At 50.3% G+C, this 18,722-nt stretch carries 13 protein-coding genes and 1 pseudogene; 5 read left to right on the top strand and 9 right to left on the bottom strand.

The features are described 5' to 3' along the window. Positions 1–226: 226 nt before the first annotated feature. The 4 genes from HWE01_RS05645 to HWE01_RS05660 form a co-directional block, all read right to left on the bottom strand. Positions 227–1,969, bottom strand: a complete 1,743-nt coding sequence (locus HWE01_RS05645; RefSeq protein WP_241821279.1) for a hypothetical protein — start codon at positions 1,967–1,969, stop codon at positions 227–229. After that, positions 1,966–3,123 (bottom strand): dsDNA nuclease domain-containing protein, encoded by a 1,158-nt coding sequence (locus HWE01_RS05650; RefSeq protein ID WP_241821280.1) that lies wholly within the window; start codon positions 3,121–3,123, stop codon positions 1,966–1,968. The genes HWE01_RS05645 and HWE01_RS05650 overlap by 4 nt, the downstream gene beginning before the upstream one ends. A gap of 325 nt (positions 3,124–3,448) precedes the next feature. After that, the gene (locus HWE01_RS05655; RefSeq protein ID WP_241821281.1) at positions 3,449–7,180 is read right to left on the bottom strand and encodes an SIR2 family protein; all 3,732 of its coding nucleotides are present in this window, start codon (positions 7,178–7,180) and stop codon (positions 3,449–3,451) included. Positions 7,181–7,245: 65 nt separating this feature from the next. Further along, the gene (locus tag HWE01_RS05660; protein ID WP_241821282.1) at positions 7,246–7,941 is read right to left on the bottom strand and encodes a DUF4145 domain-containing protein; all 696 of its coding nucleotides are present in this window, start codon (positions 7,939–7,941) and stop codon (positions 7,246–7,248) included. Between the two features lie 381 nt (positions 7,942–8,322). On the opposite strand from HWE01_RS05660, the gene HWE01_RS05665 reads away from it, so the two are divergent. Then, on the top strand, positions 8,323–8,895 hold the full coding sequence (locus HWE01_RS05665) for a hypothetical protein (RefSeq protein ID WP_241821283.1): 573 nt from the start codon (positions 8,323–8,325) through the stop codon (positions 8,893–8,895). Between the two features lie 409 nt (positions 8,896–9,304). Here HWE01_RS05665 and HWE01_RS05670 read toward each other — a convergent pair whose 3' ends face one another. Further along, on the bottom strand, positions 9,305–9,652 hold the full coding sequence (locus tag HWE01_RS05670; protein WP_241821284.1) for a helix-turn-helix domain-containing protein: 348 nt from the start codon (positions 9,650–9,652) through the stop codon (positions 9,305–9,307). Between the two features lie 629 nt (positions 9,653–10,281). Between HWE01_RS05670 and HWE01_RS05675 the strand changes: the two genes are divergently transcribed. Both HWE01_RS05675 and HWE01_RS22955 read left to right on the top strand, forming a co-directional pair. Continuing rightward, entirely contained in the window at positions 10,282–10,725 is a 444-nt protein-coding gene (locus HWE01_RS05675) for an HAD family hydrolase (RefSeq protein ID WP_349640992.1), read from the top strand. Positions 10,726–10,735: 10 nt separating this feature from the next. Beyond that, positions 10,736–11,110: a HipA N-terminal domain-containing protein gene (locus HWE01_RS22955; RefSeq protein WP_502798419.1), complete on the top strand. Its 375-nt coding sequence runs from the start codon at positions 10,736–10,738 to the stop codon at positions 11,108–11,110. Between the two features lie 602 nt (positions 11,111–11,712). On the opposite strand, the gene HWE01_RS05680 is transcribed toward HWE01_RS22955, so the two are convergent. From HWE01_RS05680 to HWE01_RS05690, 3 genes are all read right to left on the bottom strand, one after another. Further along, entirely contained in the window at positions 11,713–13,206 is a 1,494-nt protein-coding gene (locus HWE01_RS05680; RefSeq protein ID WP_241821286.1) for a site-specific integrase, read from the bottom strand. Between the two features lie 176 nt (positions 13,207–13,382). Further along, a complete protein-coding gene (locus tag HWE01_RS05685) occupies positions 13,383–14,741 on the bottom strand; it encodes a hypothetical protein (protein ID WP_241821287.1) in 1,359 nt (452 codons plus the stop codon). Further along, positions 14,738–16,096, bottom strand: a complete 1,359-nt coding sequence (locus HWE01_RS05690) for a site-specific integrase (RefSeq protein WP_241821288.1) — start codon at positions 16,094–16,096, stop codon at positions 14,738–14,740. The genes HWE01_RS05685 and HWE01_RS05690 overlap by 4 nt, the downstream gene beginning before the upstream one ends. Before the next feature lie 89 nt (positions 16,097–16,185). On the opposite strand from HWE01_RS05690, the pseudogene HWE01_RS05695 reads away from it, so the two are divergent. Both HWE01_RS05695 and HWE01_RS05700 read left to right on the top strand, forming a co-directional pair. Next, a pseudogene (locus HWE01_RS05695) lies at positions 16,186–16,836 on the top strand (DinB/UmuC family translesion DNA polymerase); the annotation flags it as partial. Positions 16,837–16,996: 160 nt separating this feature from the next. Further along, a complete protein-coding gene (locus tag HWE01_RS05700) occupies positions 16,997–17,923 on the top strand; it encodes a recombination-associated protein RdgC (RefSeq protein WP_175345121.1) in 927 nt (308 codons plus the stop codon). Positions 17,924–17,977: 54 nt separating this feature from the next. On the opposite strand, the gene HWE01_RS05705 is transcribed toward HWE01_RS05700, so the two are convergent. Continuing rightward, a complete protein-coding gene (locus tag HWE01_RS05705; RefSeq protein WP_008332915.1) occupies positions 17,978–18,640 on the bottom strand; it encodes a TetR/AcrR family transcriptional regulator in 663 nt (220 codons plus the stop codon). Between the last annotated feature and the right edge of the window lie 82 nt (positions 18,641–18,722).

Genomic DNA, 18,722 nt, shown 5'->3' on the forward strand with positions numbered 1-18,722 from the left:
CCTTGCTTGCATGTCGCGAATGCAAATTTACCTCAAGCACTCTAGTCATTGGTAATGAGGTCGCAGAAACTGATTTTTGTGCGTCTTCGCACGCCAAAAGGAGAAATCGCCCCATCAGGGGGCGAGTTCTCCTTTTGGCGGCAATCTAGGATGAATCCTTAATCAGGAGCTATCAATGTGGATGCGATGACGAGCAGGACCATCAAGAGATGTCCAGCTCGTCGCATCAATCTTCCGTCAGTTCGTCTGCTTCGTCATCTTGGTTGATGGCTTTCTTGAGTGTTCCCATCATTTCAGCCAAAAATCCGACATTCTTGAAGTCGTCCGGATTGAGTAGCGCGCGGTCTTCGGTAAGATTCACCACGTTGAAATTGGATATATCAACGGTCGGCGGTAGCATTTCTACTGCTAAGATGATTTGCTGGTTGATGCCCACGTTACCATTCAATATTTCAACCATTGATGACAAATTCTTCAAATCTTGCCCTGACTGTTGAAGCGTATCGATTACCAAGGGAAAGAGTGGTGTGTCGCCATAGGCGGCATTAGACTTCACCATTGCTAGGTGAACGGCTAACAGAGAGCGAGGGCCTGAGCTACCACCAGAATTACCTCGGTCGCCGGGCTTGGTCTTTTTGATTTGCTCCTCGGCTGGAACATTCAACTTATTTGAGAACCAAGTTACGCTGGTGCTGAAATAATCCCCGACTTCAGTGGTGCGTGCACGGTCTTCAAAAATTTTGTAGCCGCCTTTTAAGGTTTCGACTTTCGCTGCGTAGGCGGAAATCTCTTCTGACAGCTCAGAAGTAACTGCCTCGAATGCGTTATCCAACGTTTGGGCACTGTGTGCTGCCAGAAGCAGTTCCTTGGCTTGAAGGCCGGCTTGTTCTTCACGAATCGTAGATGTTATTTCACGGCTTTGCTTGCCAATATCTGCCAGTTCTGCGAGGAGCTGTTCGTGGCGAGCAACGGCCTGTGCTTTTTCAGCTCGAAGCTCAGCAACCAGTAGTGCAAAAGCATGGGCGTCCTGCGTCAGCTGCAGTCGAGCGTGGAAGGAGTTCTCATGCAACGTCCCGCATGTCGGGCACTCGATGTTCTCTTCGTTACGCTCGCTTATAAATCCTAGGTCGTCTGTCAGATTGCGATGGTTTTCAACCGCCAACCTCAATGACGATGAAATCTGCTCTTTGCGATTGACCGCCGAAACGAGCTTTGCCCTCAACTCATTTTGACGCTGCTGCAGGTCTCGCGCCTTCTCGCCAAGGTCGACTAGCTCATTCTCGAATTGTGCGTCGCTAAGCACAGGCACATTCTTCGGCAGTATTTCCCGCACGCGTTTGAATGCAGATTTCTGCGTATCAAACTTTTCCTGCATTCCCTTGAGAACATCGGAAGCTTCCTGCCAAAGTTGCTTGGCGGCGAAATATGCATTCGGCCTGAGGCCAATATATGCCTCAAAGACAGGCTTCTTCCAGGCCTTGAACTGAGATAGATTTTTAAATGAGCTCCAGGTTGCTCCCCAGCCACCGTCCTGGTCGATGTAGGTCGGCAGCGTAAGGTACTCAACGCCAAGACGAGATGCGGTCGTGCTCTGCGGTCGTTGGAGCATCAACTTGTAGCCAAACTTATCGGCCATGATGCGATTCCATGTGCCCATGTTGTTAGCACAAGCAATAAGTGCACCGTTCTCAGCAAACAGGCCGAGGTTCTTACGTTGGCGAACCACGGTGTACGTCTTGCTTTCATATTCAAACTCCAACACGCCGATGAAATCAGGGTCCCAGCCAGCGGAGAGTTGCTTTTCTGGCGTGCATCCCAAGGTCCAGAACAGGTTTTTGGTGATACGTGATTTACCCGTCCCGTTTGTTCCGAACAGAATCGTACGCTGCGTCGGGAAGGTCTGTTTCCTTGCCTTTTGCTCGGTCTCCGAGACGAGCCAGAGCGTCTTGAAGGTTACGTTGCGGTTCATTCTTCACCCTTAGGTTGCGAATTAGCCGCAACAGTGAATACGTTGACGTCGATTCCATTCCGAATCACCATGAGAGAAAGTGCATGAATAAAAGGCATTTCAACCGCCACGAAGTCTTGTTTGTTTTTCTTGAGGGATTCCGCTGTAAGGCGTTCCATGAAGCTGCCCAGTTTTTGGGTATCAGGTCCACGCTCCACTTTGAGCGCTTTGTAGCAATCAACTAGTGTTGTCACCTGGCGTTTGAACAACGCGTTCGTGCGGTCCGACATCGCCGACAGTAGTGGCACCTTCTGCATCCTAATGTCATCGACCATTGCAAAATCGTGGCCTTCTGCGTCCAGACGATTTAAGACAGCATTGAACACATCGTCGATTCCAGGAGGTGGCTCAGAAACTTGGATGAGCGTTTGCAGTGCGTCTTGGCGCGTCATCAGGCGTTTCACCTTGAGCTCCTCGAATGTCGAAGCGAAGCCCGTGTTCGAGCCTCGCTTGCGCATTTCCGAAGCGAGCATCGTTGCAGCAATGGCCGGCTGGGAAACCTTGAACTCGAACTTGCGGCGGTGAGCTAGGTCACTCAGCTTACCGCTGATGAAAAGGTGCTGCTGGCCCAAAGGGAGGTCAGAGCGGTGCAGCCGGATTTCATCGAGCGTGATCGCGCTTGCGTCTAATTCCAGCTGTTTCGCAAGAGCGGTAGAAACAGCTTTCTTGGCTGTTTCCGCAAGACTCTCAAGCCGGTATTCATGCAGATTTACCGAACCCGTAGTCTCCTTCAGCTTAATGCTTGTATTGGTTACGAAGCGCAGTTTGGTCGGCGCGCCGGCGAACTGATGCCTTCTCTTGTATAGCTTGGCCAATATGGAAAGCGGCAACGTCCCATCCTGTAGCCTACGGCTGGACGCTTTATGAAGTTCCTCAAACGTCCAGGCGGTGGCCTGTTCATTCGTTTTGACCTGGCAAAATTCAACGGAGGTAGGTGCGGTGGCTGAATTCAAGACAGCGATATCCTCTTTCACTTCCATGCCGACAGCGAAATCGTCTTCTTTTTCCAGTAGCTCCGCAATTAGAAGAACGGCGTACCACTCTTGATACGTGAAACCTTGAGCTGCTACTTGCCCGGCCTTGTCGTCCCCAGGCTTGTCCGCGAGTAGCTCCATGAGCGACTTCTGCACTGTATGCCTCCCCAGGCTTCGTGATTTTTGGAAGATGTGCGAGCTCTTCGATGAAGCTTCGTCACTCTAGCAAAATGTTTTTACATGCATTTCAGGCAAGGATTTTAATTCAAGATGACAAGATTGTCCTATACGCTGGGAAAACGGCGTGATGTTCGAATGGCGTGAATAGGGCAGTTTTTCTGCCAAGACAGTGCTTCCGCTATCGACTCTTGATTCAGGCTTGGTCTGCATGTGTACGTAAAGAAATAGGACAGATTGAGTTCCTGACGATAAGCCGAGATCCGCAATTCGCAGCAGGGGGCGGTTCTCAATAGGGGTGCTGATTTAGGTGATTCCGCAGGCGGCGCATCCTCGAATCTGCAACTAGCTCGGGCTTTGCTTCAACAATTTTCTGCAGAATGTCTTCTACTTTGTAAGGAGCCGGTGTGGTCCGCTCCCCCACCGCCGCATTCAGCAACGCCAACATAGAATCAGGATATCGGGAGGCTTGTTCACTGGGCGATCCACGGCTCGAATGGTAAAAATGAAGGTCTCCTTGGCCCAACGGTGTCAGAAATGGCAAAACGGTTGCAACGGCTTCTGGAAAGTCCTCGCCACTAGCCATCGCTAACCTTACGAATGCAGACGAGATTCGGGAATTCTGAAACCGCAATTCCCTCGGCCAAGCCTCCGTAATGAATGGCTTGGTCCGACTGCCCCACTCGTTTAGTTCGGTGAGTTGATAGAGCACAGTATTTCTTCCCTTATCAGTTGTCTTCTTTAATAAGTCCCGGACCTCTGAGTATGAAAGGAGTTCGCTTGTATTAGCACTCTTCGGGCAATAGAAGACAAGGTGCTTATGCAATGTCTGCGACATTGATGGTGCCCAGGGCCATTTGGATGCATCCGCGATCAGACTGGAAAAATCTTTTTTTAAATTTGTGAACAACTTGGGTAGCATGGCGCTCCGCAAAAACTTGAAGCCTGCCCATGCTGCTTCTGAATTTTCTGCGTCAACGTTAAAGCAGGGAAGCAAATGACTTGATGTCCAGGACGGGAATGTGTCAAACAACCAGTTAAGAATTCGTGCGCAAAGATAGATAGCCACCTTCCTTGTCTTGTCCGAAGCCACTAGCATTTTCTCCAAGCGGGGAAGCAAATCTTCCTCATATGCATCTGTGAAGGTTTCATTCCTGACTCTCACGAGGTCAAAAAGGGATGAAACCAAACTCGCAATTGGCTCATTGAGGGAGAATTCTTTTCTGGTGCCTGCCTGTGCTTCGCTATCGAGGATGGCTTGCTGAGCCAAGCCGAGAAGTTCGAGGTGTCTATCAAACAGAATGAGGGTCGCATGATAGTTTTCTGATGCAATTGCTGGAAGGGATTTTGCCAACCATTGAACTGCTGGGTATCGAAGCTCCACATATCTCTCGGGAGAAAGCTCGAGAAGGCGATATGCCAGAGCTGCATTGAATCGATTTCCCATTCCTTCAGGGACGTAGTTAAGGAGGTCTCGCCAAAGCTGTTGATGGAAAGTGTCCTGATTAAGTGCATATACCAACGCGCGGTATGCCATGAGCGGCCTATTCCGAACGAGGCCTTCAAAGGGTTCGAATTGTGTTGCGGAATGGAAGTCCTCCCGTCTTGCTGTGACCGCGATGGCGACAATGTCCTCTATCGGTACATTCTTAAGCTCGTCGTATTGAGTGTCTTTTTGAATACTGCGTATTCGAGGGAAGCGTGATAATTGGTTATCGGAGTCGTAGGCGTCGTCCCAATACTTGCTACGGCGGACCGTCGCAAGAACTTTCTTCGCAGAGGCGTTGAGCTCGCACCCGCGGCTTTCAAGAAGGCGGAGAAGAGGCGCCACAAAATGGATTTGGTTCCAGATTCTCTTTTCCAACGCGCGGTGATACGAATCGGAGGGGCCTCGGACGACCAGCGAAAGTATTTTTCTTTTATCCTTTTCGGTGATGCCATTCCACTGATTAATTATCAGATTTGCGACGTAAAGATGGTTATCCCAGAAAACCTCTTCGCTGATAGAGCATAGCTGCTCAATCACCTTTTCGGATGAAAATAGATTTGGTTGGGATAGCGCATAGAGACGTAGCGGGCCAAAAAATTGTGCGTCATCTGGGTTCCAGGAAAGATATTCTTGCACAGCCGTCCGCGGACTGTATGCAGCTAGCTTCGCGAACAATTCTTTGAACCAGTGAACGTACTTATAGAGGTTATCGCTGTGTATTGACGGCTCTTCAAGAAAGTCAGTGAGCGGAATCTCTTCGATTTCGGAGGCCAACATCGAATATCGCTCAATGCCGACACGATAGCTAGCAACAACCTCTCTAAGAAACTCATCCGGTATAGCAATTTCAGTCGAGCTCATGTGCGGAATACCGATTATTTCGCGCAACTCTGAGTTTTCAGTTGAAGGTGGGACTGCACCTTGGACACATATGCCAAGGGTCGGCCAGAGGGCTGCTCCAATTAACCTGGCCAGATGGGCATTCCATCCATGTACTTTAAGCGACTGTGCGATGTTGAAGAGTCGGCCGTCGTGCATCTCATCACCTACAACACCTCCGTCCAGATAGTTCCACCATAGACGAATGAGAGGATTGTCTTTCTCTCGATTGCGCAACGTATTTTCAACAACGGCTATCAACGTATCTGATACTTTGCCCTTGTGAGCCAACCACCAAAGCGAAATTGGCTCGTCCAAGACGTTCGCGAACCATTTCACGAGATGGAATAGTCGCGTAGGAAGAATGTTTCTGGTTACGAAGAGGCCAGTCGGCTCACGCCGAGAATTATCCTCTGCTAATTCCAGCAAATAATTCACTCCAAGTGAAATCGATGGCTCCTCTCTATCCGTGTCAGCATCGATTTCCGTGCTATAGAATTCGGCATCTTCGAATCCGAAGTTTTCTTGAAAAGAGAAATAATCATGTTGGTTTGGAAAAGGACGTTTGACAGGACGCCTATTCCTAAAAGATGAGTCGAAAACACAAAGCCATTTCGCTGGCGGCGCTGGAGTCGCATCTGCGAATATCCTCGCCCCTTCAAGTGTCCCGACCGTGAAAGCGACTTGTCCTCTCTCGTACGGTTCTAATGACTCTGGAGGCTTCTGCGAATTTGCGACCGTAGATTGATACCAGGAACTTGGGTCTTCGCTGAAATCCGCCCATAGTGATAACGAGTTCCATAGGTCCTTGTGCTCCGTATATGCGATACCAGTTACTCCACGATATTGCCAATCTTGGTTGACCTTTTCTTGGCTACCTCTAGCGAAGGCGTAGATGCGCTGATTTGGCGTACCCCCTTGGGAGTGGAGGCCTTCAAGGAGATATCGGACAGGAGGGTCTTCTGCGCTATATCCGAGCAAAACGATGACGTATCGGTTGGCTAGCTCCTTGATAAAACTACTTGCCCATCCCTCAGCGAGGTAGGCTCTTCCAAAGTCAGCACTGCTGATGACGAGGTTATTGGCTACGGGCATCAGGTGGCTTGGCTTTTCCCATTGTCCATGGAGATAGACCACTCCTTCTATTTTTTCTCCATTGCTGAGAGCTGGAAGACGAGGTGGTACGTAGCTTTGTACAGTGCTGTCTGCATACTCGAAAAGCCGGTCGAAGTTGGTTGTTACGACTTGTGATTTCCCCGCAGGGTTTCTCGCCAACCTCAGAATCGTCTTATGATTGAGTAGAGGGACATCTTCACCAACTTTTACTGAATCCAATACTTCGTAAGCGACCGCTTGCTTTCCGTATTCTTGTTGAAGTAAGTAGAAAGTCTGGTCTAGCGAAAAGGGTAGGTTGACCTTTCGATTCGATGGCGCCTTTATTGCCCGCTGTATTCTTCTTAGCTGAGTAGATAAAGCGACACTCGACGCTGGTGAAACCCCTAGTTTCAACATGACGTCTTGAGTAAGTTGTAAAAAGGAAGGCAGGTTTGCTGGTACGGAAACCCCTGCTCCACAGAAGAACACTACTTCGCCACGCAATTGGGCTGAAATGAGTTCGTCCGGAATATTCGCACCTGACTTTTGAAAGCGCATGTTTCCCCAGTGTTTTCGAACCAGTTATGAAGCGGCTCTGCCGCTTTCTTTCGGAAGGGAGGAGGCTATTTGGCGCGTCGCGCATCTCTCCGTGCTTTTGCCTCGGCTAGCTTGGCAGGTTCTGTGTAGAGCCTCTCCAGCAACGTCAAGCAGAAATCCAGCAGGTCTTCCGCATCTACACGCGTCAATGTGCCGGCGTGCGCCCCGTCGTTGCCGTCATCCTTTATGCAAGCGGAAAGCTCTCTCAATGCCTCAGGCAGGAAACCATTGTCGAAGAGCCAGGGAAGTCTTAAACCAAGATCCCTTCGAACCCGATGGTTCAGGCCGTTGTGTTCCTCTTCGGGAAGCATGTTTCGCGTAGCAGCATCCAAGCAAAGCCGAAACATCGTGCCTGCAGCATTGAAGCATCCGACGGCCAAGCATGTTGCCCCCTCTGAAAAGAAAGCCTGAATTTCAGGTGGGAGATGTTCGGGGGGAGCTATAGCATGCTCATTCTTTAAGCTGATGTATCCCCGAATATCAACAAAGTCGTTGATGGCGCCATTTATTTTAAGTAACCCCTTTTCATGAACAAAGTCATGATTGGCGCCCATAGCATCACATACTAAAAGGATTGTGCTTACGTGGCATCTGCGACATATTGAGAAAACTTCGTACCAGAGTTGCCAGTCATATTCTTTTCGCACGACCTGTGAGGCAAGTACATCAAACGTAATATGCTTCGCGCCGCAGCGTGGACAATTTGCTACTATCTCTGCCATTTCCCCTCCCCATAATGCTGGCAAACGAATGGTGTTCGATTACTGGATGACGTTTTCGTCCAAAATTAGCGGGTGAGAGATGCCTACCGGTGGCCACGCCTCTCTACATGTCGCAAGTGTGCCTGTGCCAAGACATGACTTAAACGATTTGGCCATGCTGGCGGAGGCGAACGCATACACCACTTGGCCGATTACTACTTCATTCTCACCGTCTCCACGCATGCTTTCTCCTATAAGCATGGAATCTTATCACCTCAGATGAGGTTGTCTTTTCGTAGTAGTTTGTTCAGATCGCGTATGTTGACATATGGAAATTTCTGGGCGATCTTGCTATTTTTATTTCTATAAATTCACATACAGGGGGAAAGTTTGTCGAAAAAATTGCTGATTGCTCTGGCCGCAAGCGCCGTTTTATTGACGGGGTGCCTGATCCCAGAATCGTTCAAGGCTAAAGCCGATTTCGCCTCAAATGGCGATTACACCTTCAGTTACGATGGCACGGCGGTGCATGCCATGGCGGCCGCAGAGGAAAAGCAAAAGGGCTCCTTACGCGAGAAGGACGAAGAGGGACTGAAGTCCGAAGCCATCAAGATGAAGAAAGACCCGATGGTGCAGTCGGCCGAGTACCTGGGCCATGGTCGTTACCAGCTAAAGCTGCTGGCCAAGAAGAAAGCCGGTGAGAATCTGAAGATGATGGACATCTTCTCCGTGACCCACGGCAAGGATGGCGTCATTACAATCTCCTCACCAAAACTGGCAGCCAAGGATGTACAGGAGCTGTCCAAGCTAGGAATCAAGATTGACGGAACGCTCGAGGTCATCTTGCCGAAGAACGCAACCATCATTTCGCACAATGCGACATCTGAGCCAAAATTCTTCGGTTTGTTCGGGACTTACTCCTGGAAAATCGGCTCGCTGGACCAGCGACCTGAAATGAAAATCACGCTGAAGTAAAAGCACTTCGGTTCAAAACGACGCCGACCAAATTGGTCGGCGTTTCTTTTACGCTGTGGCGTCAAGACTGCTCTACCGAACTATTCCTTTGTCCCCGTAGCCGAGTGGTTCCACCTCCATTGCAACCAGCCGTTCGAGTATCCACATGGCTAACTGCTGAAGCAGCTAAATCTCGAAAGCAAAGACGAGTCTTGAAGCAGATGTTCATTGATTTGAAAGAACTGGAATATGCGGGGAGTACGACCGTGTGGGCACCGTGGGAAGGAAATGGCCGGGGGGGGCAATTCTGCGAGAAGCCCAGCAGCCGTGAGAGAGGGTTAGAACGTGCGCATATCTAGGAATAGTCACGCATATCACGGAATTTCACACGCGAAAAATCCAATCACGCGAACAAAGATCTCCTGAAATATCAGTCTGATCGCAGATTGCCCCTTTCTCCGAGAGCTTCCTTGAGATATGAGGTCAATTTTTTCAAATCATCCTTCGTAAGCCTCGAGGCTAAGAGGACAAATTCGGCCAATTGTTCATTTGGCTCGAAAAGGTAACTGACCGGTACATCTAAGGCCTTCGCTAAGCGGAGGGACGTTCCCTGATCAGGTATGTGAACTCCTCGTTCGTACTGATTGATTCTCGGGCTTGCAGAATATTCGTCTATACCAGCAGAAACGCCCAAACCAAATTGAGTGAGACCAGCAGCCCGCCTGGCGCTCTTAAGCCGCCGGGGGAAAACGCCAGAAGTGTCTTTTCTCGAATTCATCCTAAGAGTGTCTTAGGATGCTATTGACGTTGTACTAAGACTTACTTAGTATCCGTTCTTCCTTTCTTCCACGAAGAATATTGAGCGCCCTGATTTTCCCTGTGATTCTCAGTTGGCTATATTGTCTGATTACTGTACCCAATGAACGTCTGTGATATTCGGCCACTTTCAACTTACATCGGAGTTGGCGGTGCCTCTAAGAGAGTTAAAGCCATCTCCATGAAGGTCGATGGTAGTTTGACGGTGGAGTGGCGTCGAGAACCTGGAAACCGAAACAATCGCAATATCCCGCTGCGAGGAAGTGAGCCAATAGAGCAATTTGCGCAATGGGCAAAATTGCTAATCGACACATGGTCTCACGACCTGGAGCATTACCTTTTTGAATCTGACATAACCACCCCGGATCCGATCATTGGCAATTCGGGAACAGGTTTCGCAATTCATCCTTCCTTGCCTGCGACCGAGCTTTGAGCACTATTGCGATTGACGTCGATGGAGTCCTGCTGAACTATAACGCTGCGTACGCTGTTGCTTGGCAGCGTGCATTCGGTGCTCTACCAGATCTACACAATCCTGATGCCTATTGGCCCAGAGAACGGTGGCGAGTCGAACATATTACAGGCTCGAGATTGGAGTACTTTCGTTCTCATTTCGATGAAGAATTTTGGAGCTCTCTGCCGGCTTATGACGGTGCGATCGATGCATGTCTGCGATTAAAAAATGCAGGATTCAACCTGGTCTGTGTGAGCGCCATAGCCCCCCGCTTTAGACAAGCCCGGGAAAGAAACCTGTACGAACTAGGTTTTCCTATTGAACGGGTATTCTGCACCGATGGAATTGATGGCCCAGTTAGCCCCAAAGCCCCAGCGCTGACTGAAATAGCACCTGTTGCTTTCGTTGACGACTATTTGCCCTTCATGCGGGGAATTCCTTCGGAGATTCATACAGCCTTAATTTCACGTGATTCTTTAGGCAGCCCAAACGTCGGTGACGATCTAGGTCTAGTGGATTCTAAGCATGCTTGTTTTGCCGAGTTCGCTGATTGGTGGTTAGCGCGTCCCATCTATCTGTAACGAAGGCAATGTGGCTGGCATTGACACCGCCATCAACTCTGGCCTCACTGTTCTTTCAGGAACTCATCAGACTCAAACTTCCGGATTCCTGTTGAATAAGACACTATCACATCGCTATCTGGAGATATGGCTTCAGAATGTGCATGTTGGTTGGCTATGCGAGCTTGAGGGCGCTAGCCGATTCATCGCCACCGAGGAGTATCTAGATGACAGGCATCGATCCACCTTATCCGCATCTATCGTAATACCTGGTGGTGACGCACTTTCTCGTAGCGCAGTAGACGACTATGCTGATCCAAGCCTAGATCGCGAACGTAAGGAGATGCCGCCCTTTTTCGCGGAATTGATGTCCGAACGTTGTCGCGAAGTTACCAAAGATCGATGACGACTCCCAGGTAAGAAACGAGTAGCCGTGCTACCCGCAGACCTCTCTAACGTCCCCCAGATGGTAATCAAACTGGGAAGCCACTAGGCTCCGGGATCCTGAGGTTGCCTGAGCACCTTTAGAGAGATCACATCTACAATCTTGCCAAGATAAATTATCTCAAGCTTCCTATCTTCTCGACCAGAATCTCATCTCTTAATCGATTATTTGCAATTCGCTCTACTCTAATGGAATCTTCCAAGCTCACTATCTTCGCAATAAGTTCTGCTTTCGTCATTCTAAGCAGATAATACAGTCTGCGGATTTCCTTCTCAGATGGATCACGCTGCAACTCCCTCTTCAAAACACCTCTCGGCGTATCGCTTCTTCTGAGTGGCTTAGCGTCTCTCTGGTAAAGCTCTCGACAAAGCTGATTTCGAAGAATTGTCGATTCGGCGATACATTGTCCGTTTCTCGTAAATCGCTTCGACTCTGACGAAATCTTCTCCAGGGTTATAGATTGACTATTTTCCTTAAGCGCAATGATAGTTTTTTCGATTACCTTTACCGTTTCCATTCGCCTTTTATCATGACTCTTTCTCAGCCCATCTAGATCAGACTCTTTACGATTGTTTTTTCGTGGTCCGCCCATTCGCCTTCCTCCTTTCAGGATAGATTTCCACCGGCGCTTCTGCAGCCTCCGCTGCGGACTCAATCAAGTCCATCTCAGCAAGAACATCATCGCAACTCGCCATGATTTCTATCGCTTTACGACGCTCAGCTGGAAGTTTTTGGTCTTCAGCCATTTTCTGCATCCGGCCGTATGCCGCTTTGAGCTCGATTACTTGAGGCCGCTTCTTTGGATCGGGAGCGTTACCTGCGCATCCTATGCAGGCGAACTTTGCAGGACACTCATTAGCCACCGTACAATTCCCCCCGACGACCGGAATAAGAGCGCCAATCTTCTCAAGAGCATCGTCCACCTGCTGTTTTATTTGTGCTGGAGCACGGCGGTGCAACTTCGACAAATCCATGCGATTTGCGAATATTTTTCGCTGTAGAGAGATAATCTGCGCTGGGGTAGGTTTGGAATAGTAGCCTGTAACCTCAACGTCGCGCTGCTTTAAGAGGAGCGCTAAAATATCCATAGGGGTTCCAAGAGATCTAAGCTCTGTTGCGAACCCATGGCGAAATAGATGTGACGTCAAGGCAATCGTTTTACCGTCTTGATCCACCAAATGAACGTCATGTAAAAGCCATTTGATGCTGGCATTTATATCGATGTGAGAAAGGTGACGCTTGGCATATTGCCATAAAAATGACGCAGGCCTTATCTTGGGCCTTAGAGTCAAATCCGGCTTCACTTCTTCAAATTTATATCCTTGCGACCGCTGATATGTCCACCAATCGTGAAGCGCTTTCAAACAATGCTCGTCGATATAAAACGGCTCCTCGACTTTTCTTCCCTTTGGCATCGCAGTAAATACAATTGCTTCATGATCGTTAGGAAGCGAGATTCGATACAAATTCTCTTTGGTTAAGCGAATCTGCATGAATTCGTTAACTCGAGCGCCTGACTTTGTAAATGTTTGAATCGCCCCGTGCCCAACCAATGCCATCCTCATAAGAGCTTCAATTGGTAAGAACACCAACCCCAAATCTTGGTACATCTTCTGGTGCCACCATCTAACTGCCATTCCCCAATCGGGAACACTCAATATGTTTTTCGTCAGTTGATTTATCGAATATCCATATTCTGCGCGAAATCTTTCGTGATCTGGCTCTACTAGCGTTTTAGCCTTCAACACGTCCACGAACCAATAAGACATTTTTGAATTAGGCTCGCCCTCCTGATGTCCTCCTTCATAGCTGAGAAAATATTCGGCACTCATCTCTCCGATTGTTTTTTGATGCGTGAGACCTGACCTATAAAAATCAGGATCTTTCTTTTCATGCAATGACCGCAGAGTTGCAGCATCCCATAATTGAAAATGGTGGCGAACCTCTCTCACTGCCCCGTTCGATTGAGGTGATTCGTCTAAGATGGAAAATGCGTATGGAAGGTTGAATCGATCTTGCTTATGCCGTTCAATAACCTCCAGATAAGCATCATTCAATCTGCGAATCTGAGTGCGCCTCCTGTCGGCAACATCTCGTAGCAAGTAGAACTTATTGTGAACTACATCAGTAGACTTCTTACGTCTTGCGATCTGGTCTTGGCGTACAACGAAATGGTACGGTGATTCTTCCCAAAAATGCGTATCGATAATCTTAGGAAGACGAAATTCAGAGATTATTTTTTTTGCTGCGAGGTCAGTTTTCGAACATAGTTTTCCTGTTGTCTTATTAACCTGAAATAAGATTGCAAGAAAGCCACGACAACTCCTGCTTGTAACTCAGGGAAGAGTTCTTTGTCATGTATCTTTTTTAAAAAGCGATTGAAATCGACGGCATTGATGTCTGGAATATTTAGTTCCAATAGAAACCTATCAAGTTTGGTAAAGAAACGAATGTCATTTTTACGATTTCCATCGGCAAAAGCCATCACAAAAAATGCCGTATTTCTCAAATTTGGATGAACCAAGTTGTATAACATTCTTAGTTGAAATGGCAAAAACGGCTTTCCCATCTCCGGGGATTCCAACACCGTCAATGGAAGCTCGTGAAGCTCTGGTGAGACTTTCTCCAGCACCATCTGAAGCGTAATTTCCTTCCAAGCTTGAGCCCTTTCAACTCGCTTTCCGGTCGACATCTCCCATTCGGCGAGCGCACTCTGAATTATTTTTGTTCCGCATCTAGTCTTGCGACTGAGTTCAGAGTATGAAATTGGAATCCCCTGCCTTCCAAGTTCATCAATCGTCAAACGCAAATATTTAGACAAAATATAATTGCGCTTTCTTGTATTGGATAAAAAAACTCGAAAGGTTAAAAAGTCTTTCTGCCAGGCCAAATAGTCTTCTTGCGTTTTTACATTCTTCTTCAACAGTTCGTCTGCTAGTTCGCGAATCCAAAGGTTGCCGTAGTTGGAGATCGTTCCTACCGATGGCCCCAGATATTCTGCAATCTCCTTTTGGAGACAGGGAAGACCAAGCTCACGTCGACGCTCAAATTCACGAAATACTATGTCTTTAGTCAGCGGAAGATTCTCCGAGGATGCATCATCCTGATAGAGATCTCCAGTACCCATGCGCCATGGGTCGCGGCGTGTCACAACGTTTCCTGTCTCGCGTTCCCACTCAGTGAGTTCCTCCGCAAGTCGCCCTTTTTCTCTGCGAGTCAAGGCGAACACTTTTGAAAAGGTTACTTTGCCATTTCTATGGATTTCCTCGATCGACTCCCTATAAAATTTTTTCTTTAGGCTCCTCCCACGTTCCGACCGTAGAATTAGTCTAGCAAACGTCTCAAAATCTTTTCGCCAGGCGGCGTAGTCCGATGACGTGCGTATTTCGCGAGATATTAGTTCTTCTCTCAGCTCAGAAAGATAGGGCTTGGCATAGCGTTTTATTGTTGTCTCTGCACTGCGCAAACGCGATGCAAGATCATCCATGCGGAATGGCTTTCCAATTTTTCGAAGTCTTTTTAACTCGTCGACTATCCGCTTTAGTAGCGGAAGATTAAGCGCAGAACGACGCTTTTTGATATCGTCTTTCATGACTTGAGCATCTCCTCCAAGAGACGCTGGCCTTCGGTCTTTTTCGTCTCCGTGGCTGAAATTTTCCTTTCGCGGAGCTCAGCTACTGCACGATCATGTTGCTCTTCAATTCTCTCCTGAAGTTTGGCTGCGAGCTCCGGCAAGTTGTGCCTCGTTCGTGCTTGATCATAGACAGGAAGCATGTCGCTTCGCCAGGCGAGAAGTTCGCGAAACTCTCCCCGCAGACGCAGCAATTCCTCATCTGATTTGGCGCATTGATGGATGTCGTTCAATCCCATTGTGACAAACCAGTGCCTGCATTGATGTGGCCTTAACTGTATGCCGCTAGCTTTAAGTGCTGGATGCCAGAAATTTCTTCGGAAGTGATCGGGAGCCAGAGCGGTCTTTTGCGTAGTGATGAATAGTGGGATCTTGTCCAATTCGCACTTTTCCATCAACTCAAAGTCTGGCAACCGCCTCGAATAAGGATCAAGCAAGGAGCGCTGCCCTGAGACATACGATTGCAGGATTTTCACCGTACGGTCGGTGATGAAAAGCTTCTTCGCTCTTATTCCATGACTACCTTTGTTAATAGACCGAAATGATCGCTGAAACTGACTATCTAACCAATCACCCATAGTGAGCGCGCAAGCCTCATGGATACGGCATCCACTATCAAAGAGTAATTTCGCAATTCCTATTTCTCGTAGGCTCCAACCCCATTCTTCTCCGGCCGCTAACACTTTCGCGAAAAGGCTTGGATCATCAATATATTCAGGAATCCATTCGTCGTTCCGAAGCCGGAAGTAAGCAGCACTTTGCCGCTGCCTTTTAACGTCATCTACACCACTGTCGGGATGCATCGGCGGACGACCATGCTCTTGGATGAATCTATCTCGTGCCCGCTGTCGTTCTCCATCAATGAGTTCTCTTGCCTCATCTCCCTCGAGGGGATTGGCATACGAATAACGCTGATTCTTAATTAGAACTGAATAAAATGACCGTAACGCCGCCAGCAGCATTTCTAAATTGCGTGTTGTATTCAGCGTCGGAATAATCTTTCTTGTCTCAAATCCTAGTGGATCACTCCCTAAAACTTCCACACATTTCATTTCTACGGTTAAAAAATACGAAAGCGCCGACCTGACTGCGTCTGGTGGCGCCACGAGAGTCCAACATTGGCGCCGCGCTATCGAGTTATCAGATATCCAGCTTGCATATTTGACAATTTCTCGTGTGTAGGCCAGAGCGCTCCTCGGTGAAAGATAACGCTCGCTTAAGCATGCATAAAGGGTCATTTCGCTGTGAGGCAAGCCAGCCTGATCAACGACTTGGTACGGATATGCCCCTTCACTTCTGAGCAAGCGATAGGTCATCAAACACCTCCGTATTTATGCAACTAGCACAAGTAAAAACCCTGTATTTAAACTATATTTATGCTAGTTGATATTTTCTGCATTACCAGGCCAAGATCTCTTCCGAACTGGACAAACCCGATGGGCTCACCATTCTCACGCCCGCGGACATCGAGCGCCGCATCTGGCCGCTGCCGGCGCGCAAGATCAATGGTATCGGGCCGAAGGCCGCCGAGAAGCTGGCAGCATTGGGCATCGAGACCGTGGCCGACCTGGCACGTGCCTCGCCTGAATTGCTGCGTGCGCATTTCGGACGCAGTTATTCGGAATGGCTGGGACGCGTGGCGCAGGGCGTCGATGATCGCCCGGTGCAGACGTATTCCGAACCCAAATCCATCAGCCGGGAAACCACCTTCGAACGCGACCTGCATGCGCGTGCCGACCGCGCGCAACTCTCCGAAATCTTCACGGCCCTGTGCGTGAAGCTGGCCGGCGACCTGGAGCGCAAGGGCTATGTCGGCCGCACCATCGGCATCAAGCTGAAATACGCCGATTTCCAGGGTGTGACGCGCGATGTGACACTGCCCTCGCCCACCGGGGACGCCGCCACCATCCGCCAGGCGGCCGGGGAATGTCTGAAGCGCGTACCACTGGAAAAGAAGCTGCGCCTGCTCGGTGTGCGCGTGGGTGCGCTCTCGCGCAAGGATGAGCTTGCGGCGGCCGCACAGGCGGTGCAGGCGGAATTGCCGTTTGCCGGCTGATCCATTTCCCCGCGAACTTTCTGTGCGTTTTTCCGGCGAGCTCTGCGGCCAGCCCGGCCATGGAAAATTTAACTGCAAGCGTGGACAATCCGACATCGCTTGCGGCAGGACGGGCGTGTAAAATCTCCTCCTTTCCCTCTTTGCCCTGCTCCGGAAACCTATGTGGTTCAAGAATCTCCAGATCTACCGTCTGCCCGCACCGTGGGCGATCCATGCCGACGAACTCGAATCCCATCTCGCACCGCAGGCCTTCACCGCCTGCTCCAGCCTGGACATGCAGAGCCAGGGCTGGGTGCCGCCGCGCAACAATGAAAAACTGGTGCATGTGGTCAACCGCCAGCTGCTCTTGAAACTCGATACCGAGAAGAAACTGCTGCCCTCGACCGTCATCAACCAGGTCACCAAGGCCCGTGCCGCCGAGCTGGAAGAACAGCAAGGTTTCCCGCCGGGCCGCAAGCAGACCAAGGAATTGAAGGAGCAAGTCACGGATGAGCTGCTGCCGCGCGCCTTCTCGGTGGTGCGCAGCACCTGGGTCTGGATCGATCCGGTCAATGGCTGGCTGCTGGTCGATGCCGGCTCGCCCTCCAAGGCCGAGGAAGTGTTGAAGCTGCTCTTCAAGGCCATCCCCAAGTTCCCGCTGGAAACGCTGCGCACCGTCATGTCGCCGGCAGCGGCCATGACCGACTGGCTGGCCAGCGACGAAGCGCCCAATGGTTTCACCGTGGACCAGGATACCGAGCTGCGCTCCACCGCCGAGAGCAAGGCGACGGTGCGCTACGTGCGCCACACGCTCGAAGCCGACGACATCCGCCGCCACATCGAAGCCGGCAAGCAGTGTACGCGCCTGGCGCTGACCTGGGCCGACAAGGTCTCCTTCGTGTTGACCGAGAACCTGTCGGTCAAGCGCATCGCGCCGCTGGACGTGCTCAAGGAAGACAGCGAGATCGCCGGCAAGAACGACGATGAGCGCTTCGATGGCGACTTCATGCTGATGACCGGTGAGCTGGCCAAGCTGCTCTCGGCGCTGGTCGATGCGCTGGGCGGGCAGTTGAAGGAGAACGACGGGACGCTGGCGCAGGCTGCCTGAACTCAAGCGGCCCTATTTGCATCACGACAACGGGAGCCCATGGGCTCCCGTTTTTCATGCGCGTCGTTGCGCCTCGGTGATCCTGGCAGGGGGCGCCACGAGCACATTTTCCAGCGGCAGCATCGCATGCGGCAGCGTGGCGGCCAGTCGCGCGCTGGAGACACCATCGCGCGCACCCAGCGCCAGGCCATTGAGAAAGCTGGTGTAGAAATCGCCCAGCGCCGTGACATCGGCATCGGCGCGGATCTCCCCTTCGCGCTGCGCCTGCAACAGGCGGGCGCGAATTTCATTGCGGCGCTTGTGGCGGCGTTGCGAGAGCGCATCACTGTGCTGGCTGTTCTCGGGCGCACAGTTGATGGCTGAAATCACGACCATACACCCCTTTCCCGCCGGCAAGCCCGGCACCGTCGTCTTGCCCGAATACATGCGTACGCTGGCGCGCAGCATGGCTTGCAGGTCTTCGCGAATACCCTTGCCGGCCTGCAACAGGCGCAGCGGTTCGGCACTGATGGTGCGCGAGTAAACCTCCATGACTTCGCGGAAAAGCGCATCCTTGTCGCCGAAGGCCGAGTAGAGACTGGGAGCCTTCACGCCGATGGCCTCGCACAGATCGGCCATGGTGGTGCCTTCATAGCCCTTGCTCCAGAACACTTGCATGGCCTGCTGCAGCGCCTGGTCGCGGTCGAAGCTGCGCGGACGGCCACGGGTTTTTATCATCGGTTTCCTTTGCGGGGCATTACCCCTGGCGGTAATGGTGTTGCGCAGAAGTGTAGTTTAATTTAGTCGACATTACAAAATT

It is taken from the genome of Herbaspirillum sp. C7C8 (genome assembly GCF_022627875.1).
Lineage (GTDB): Bacteria > Pseudomonadota > Gammaproteobacteria > Burkholderiales > Burkholderiaceae_D > Herbaspirillum.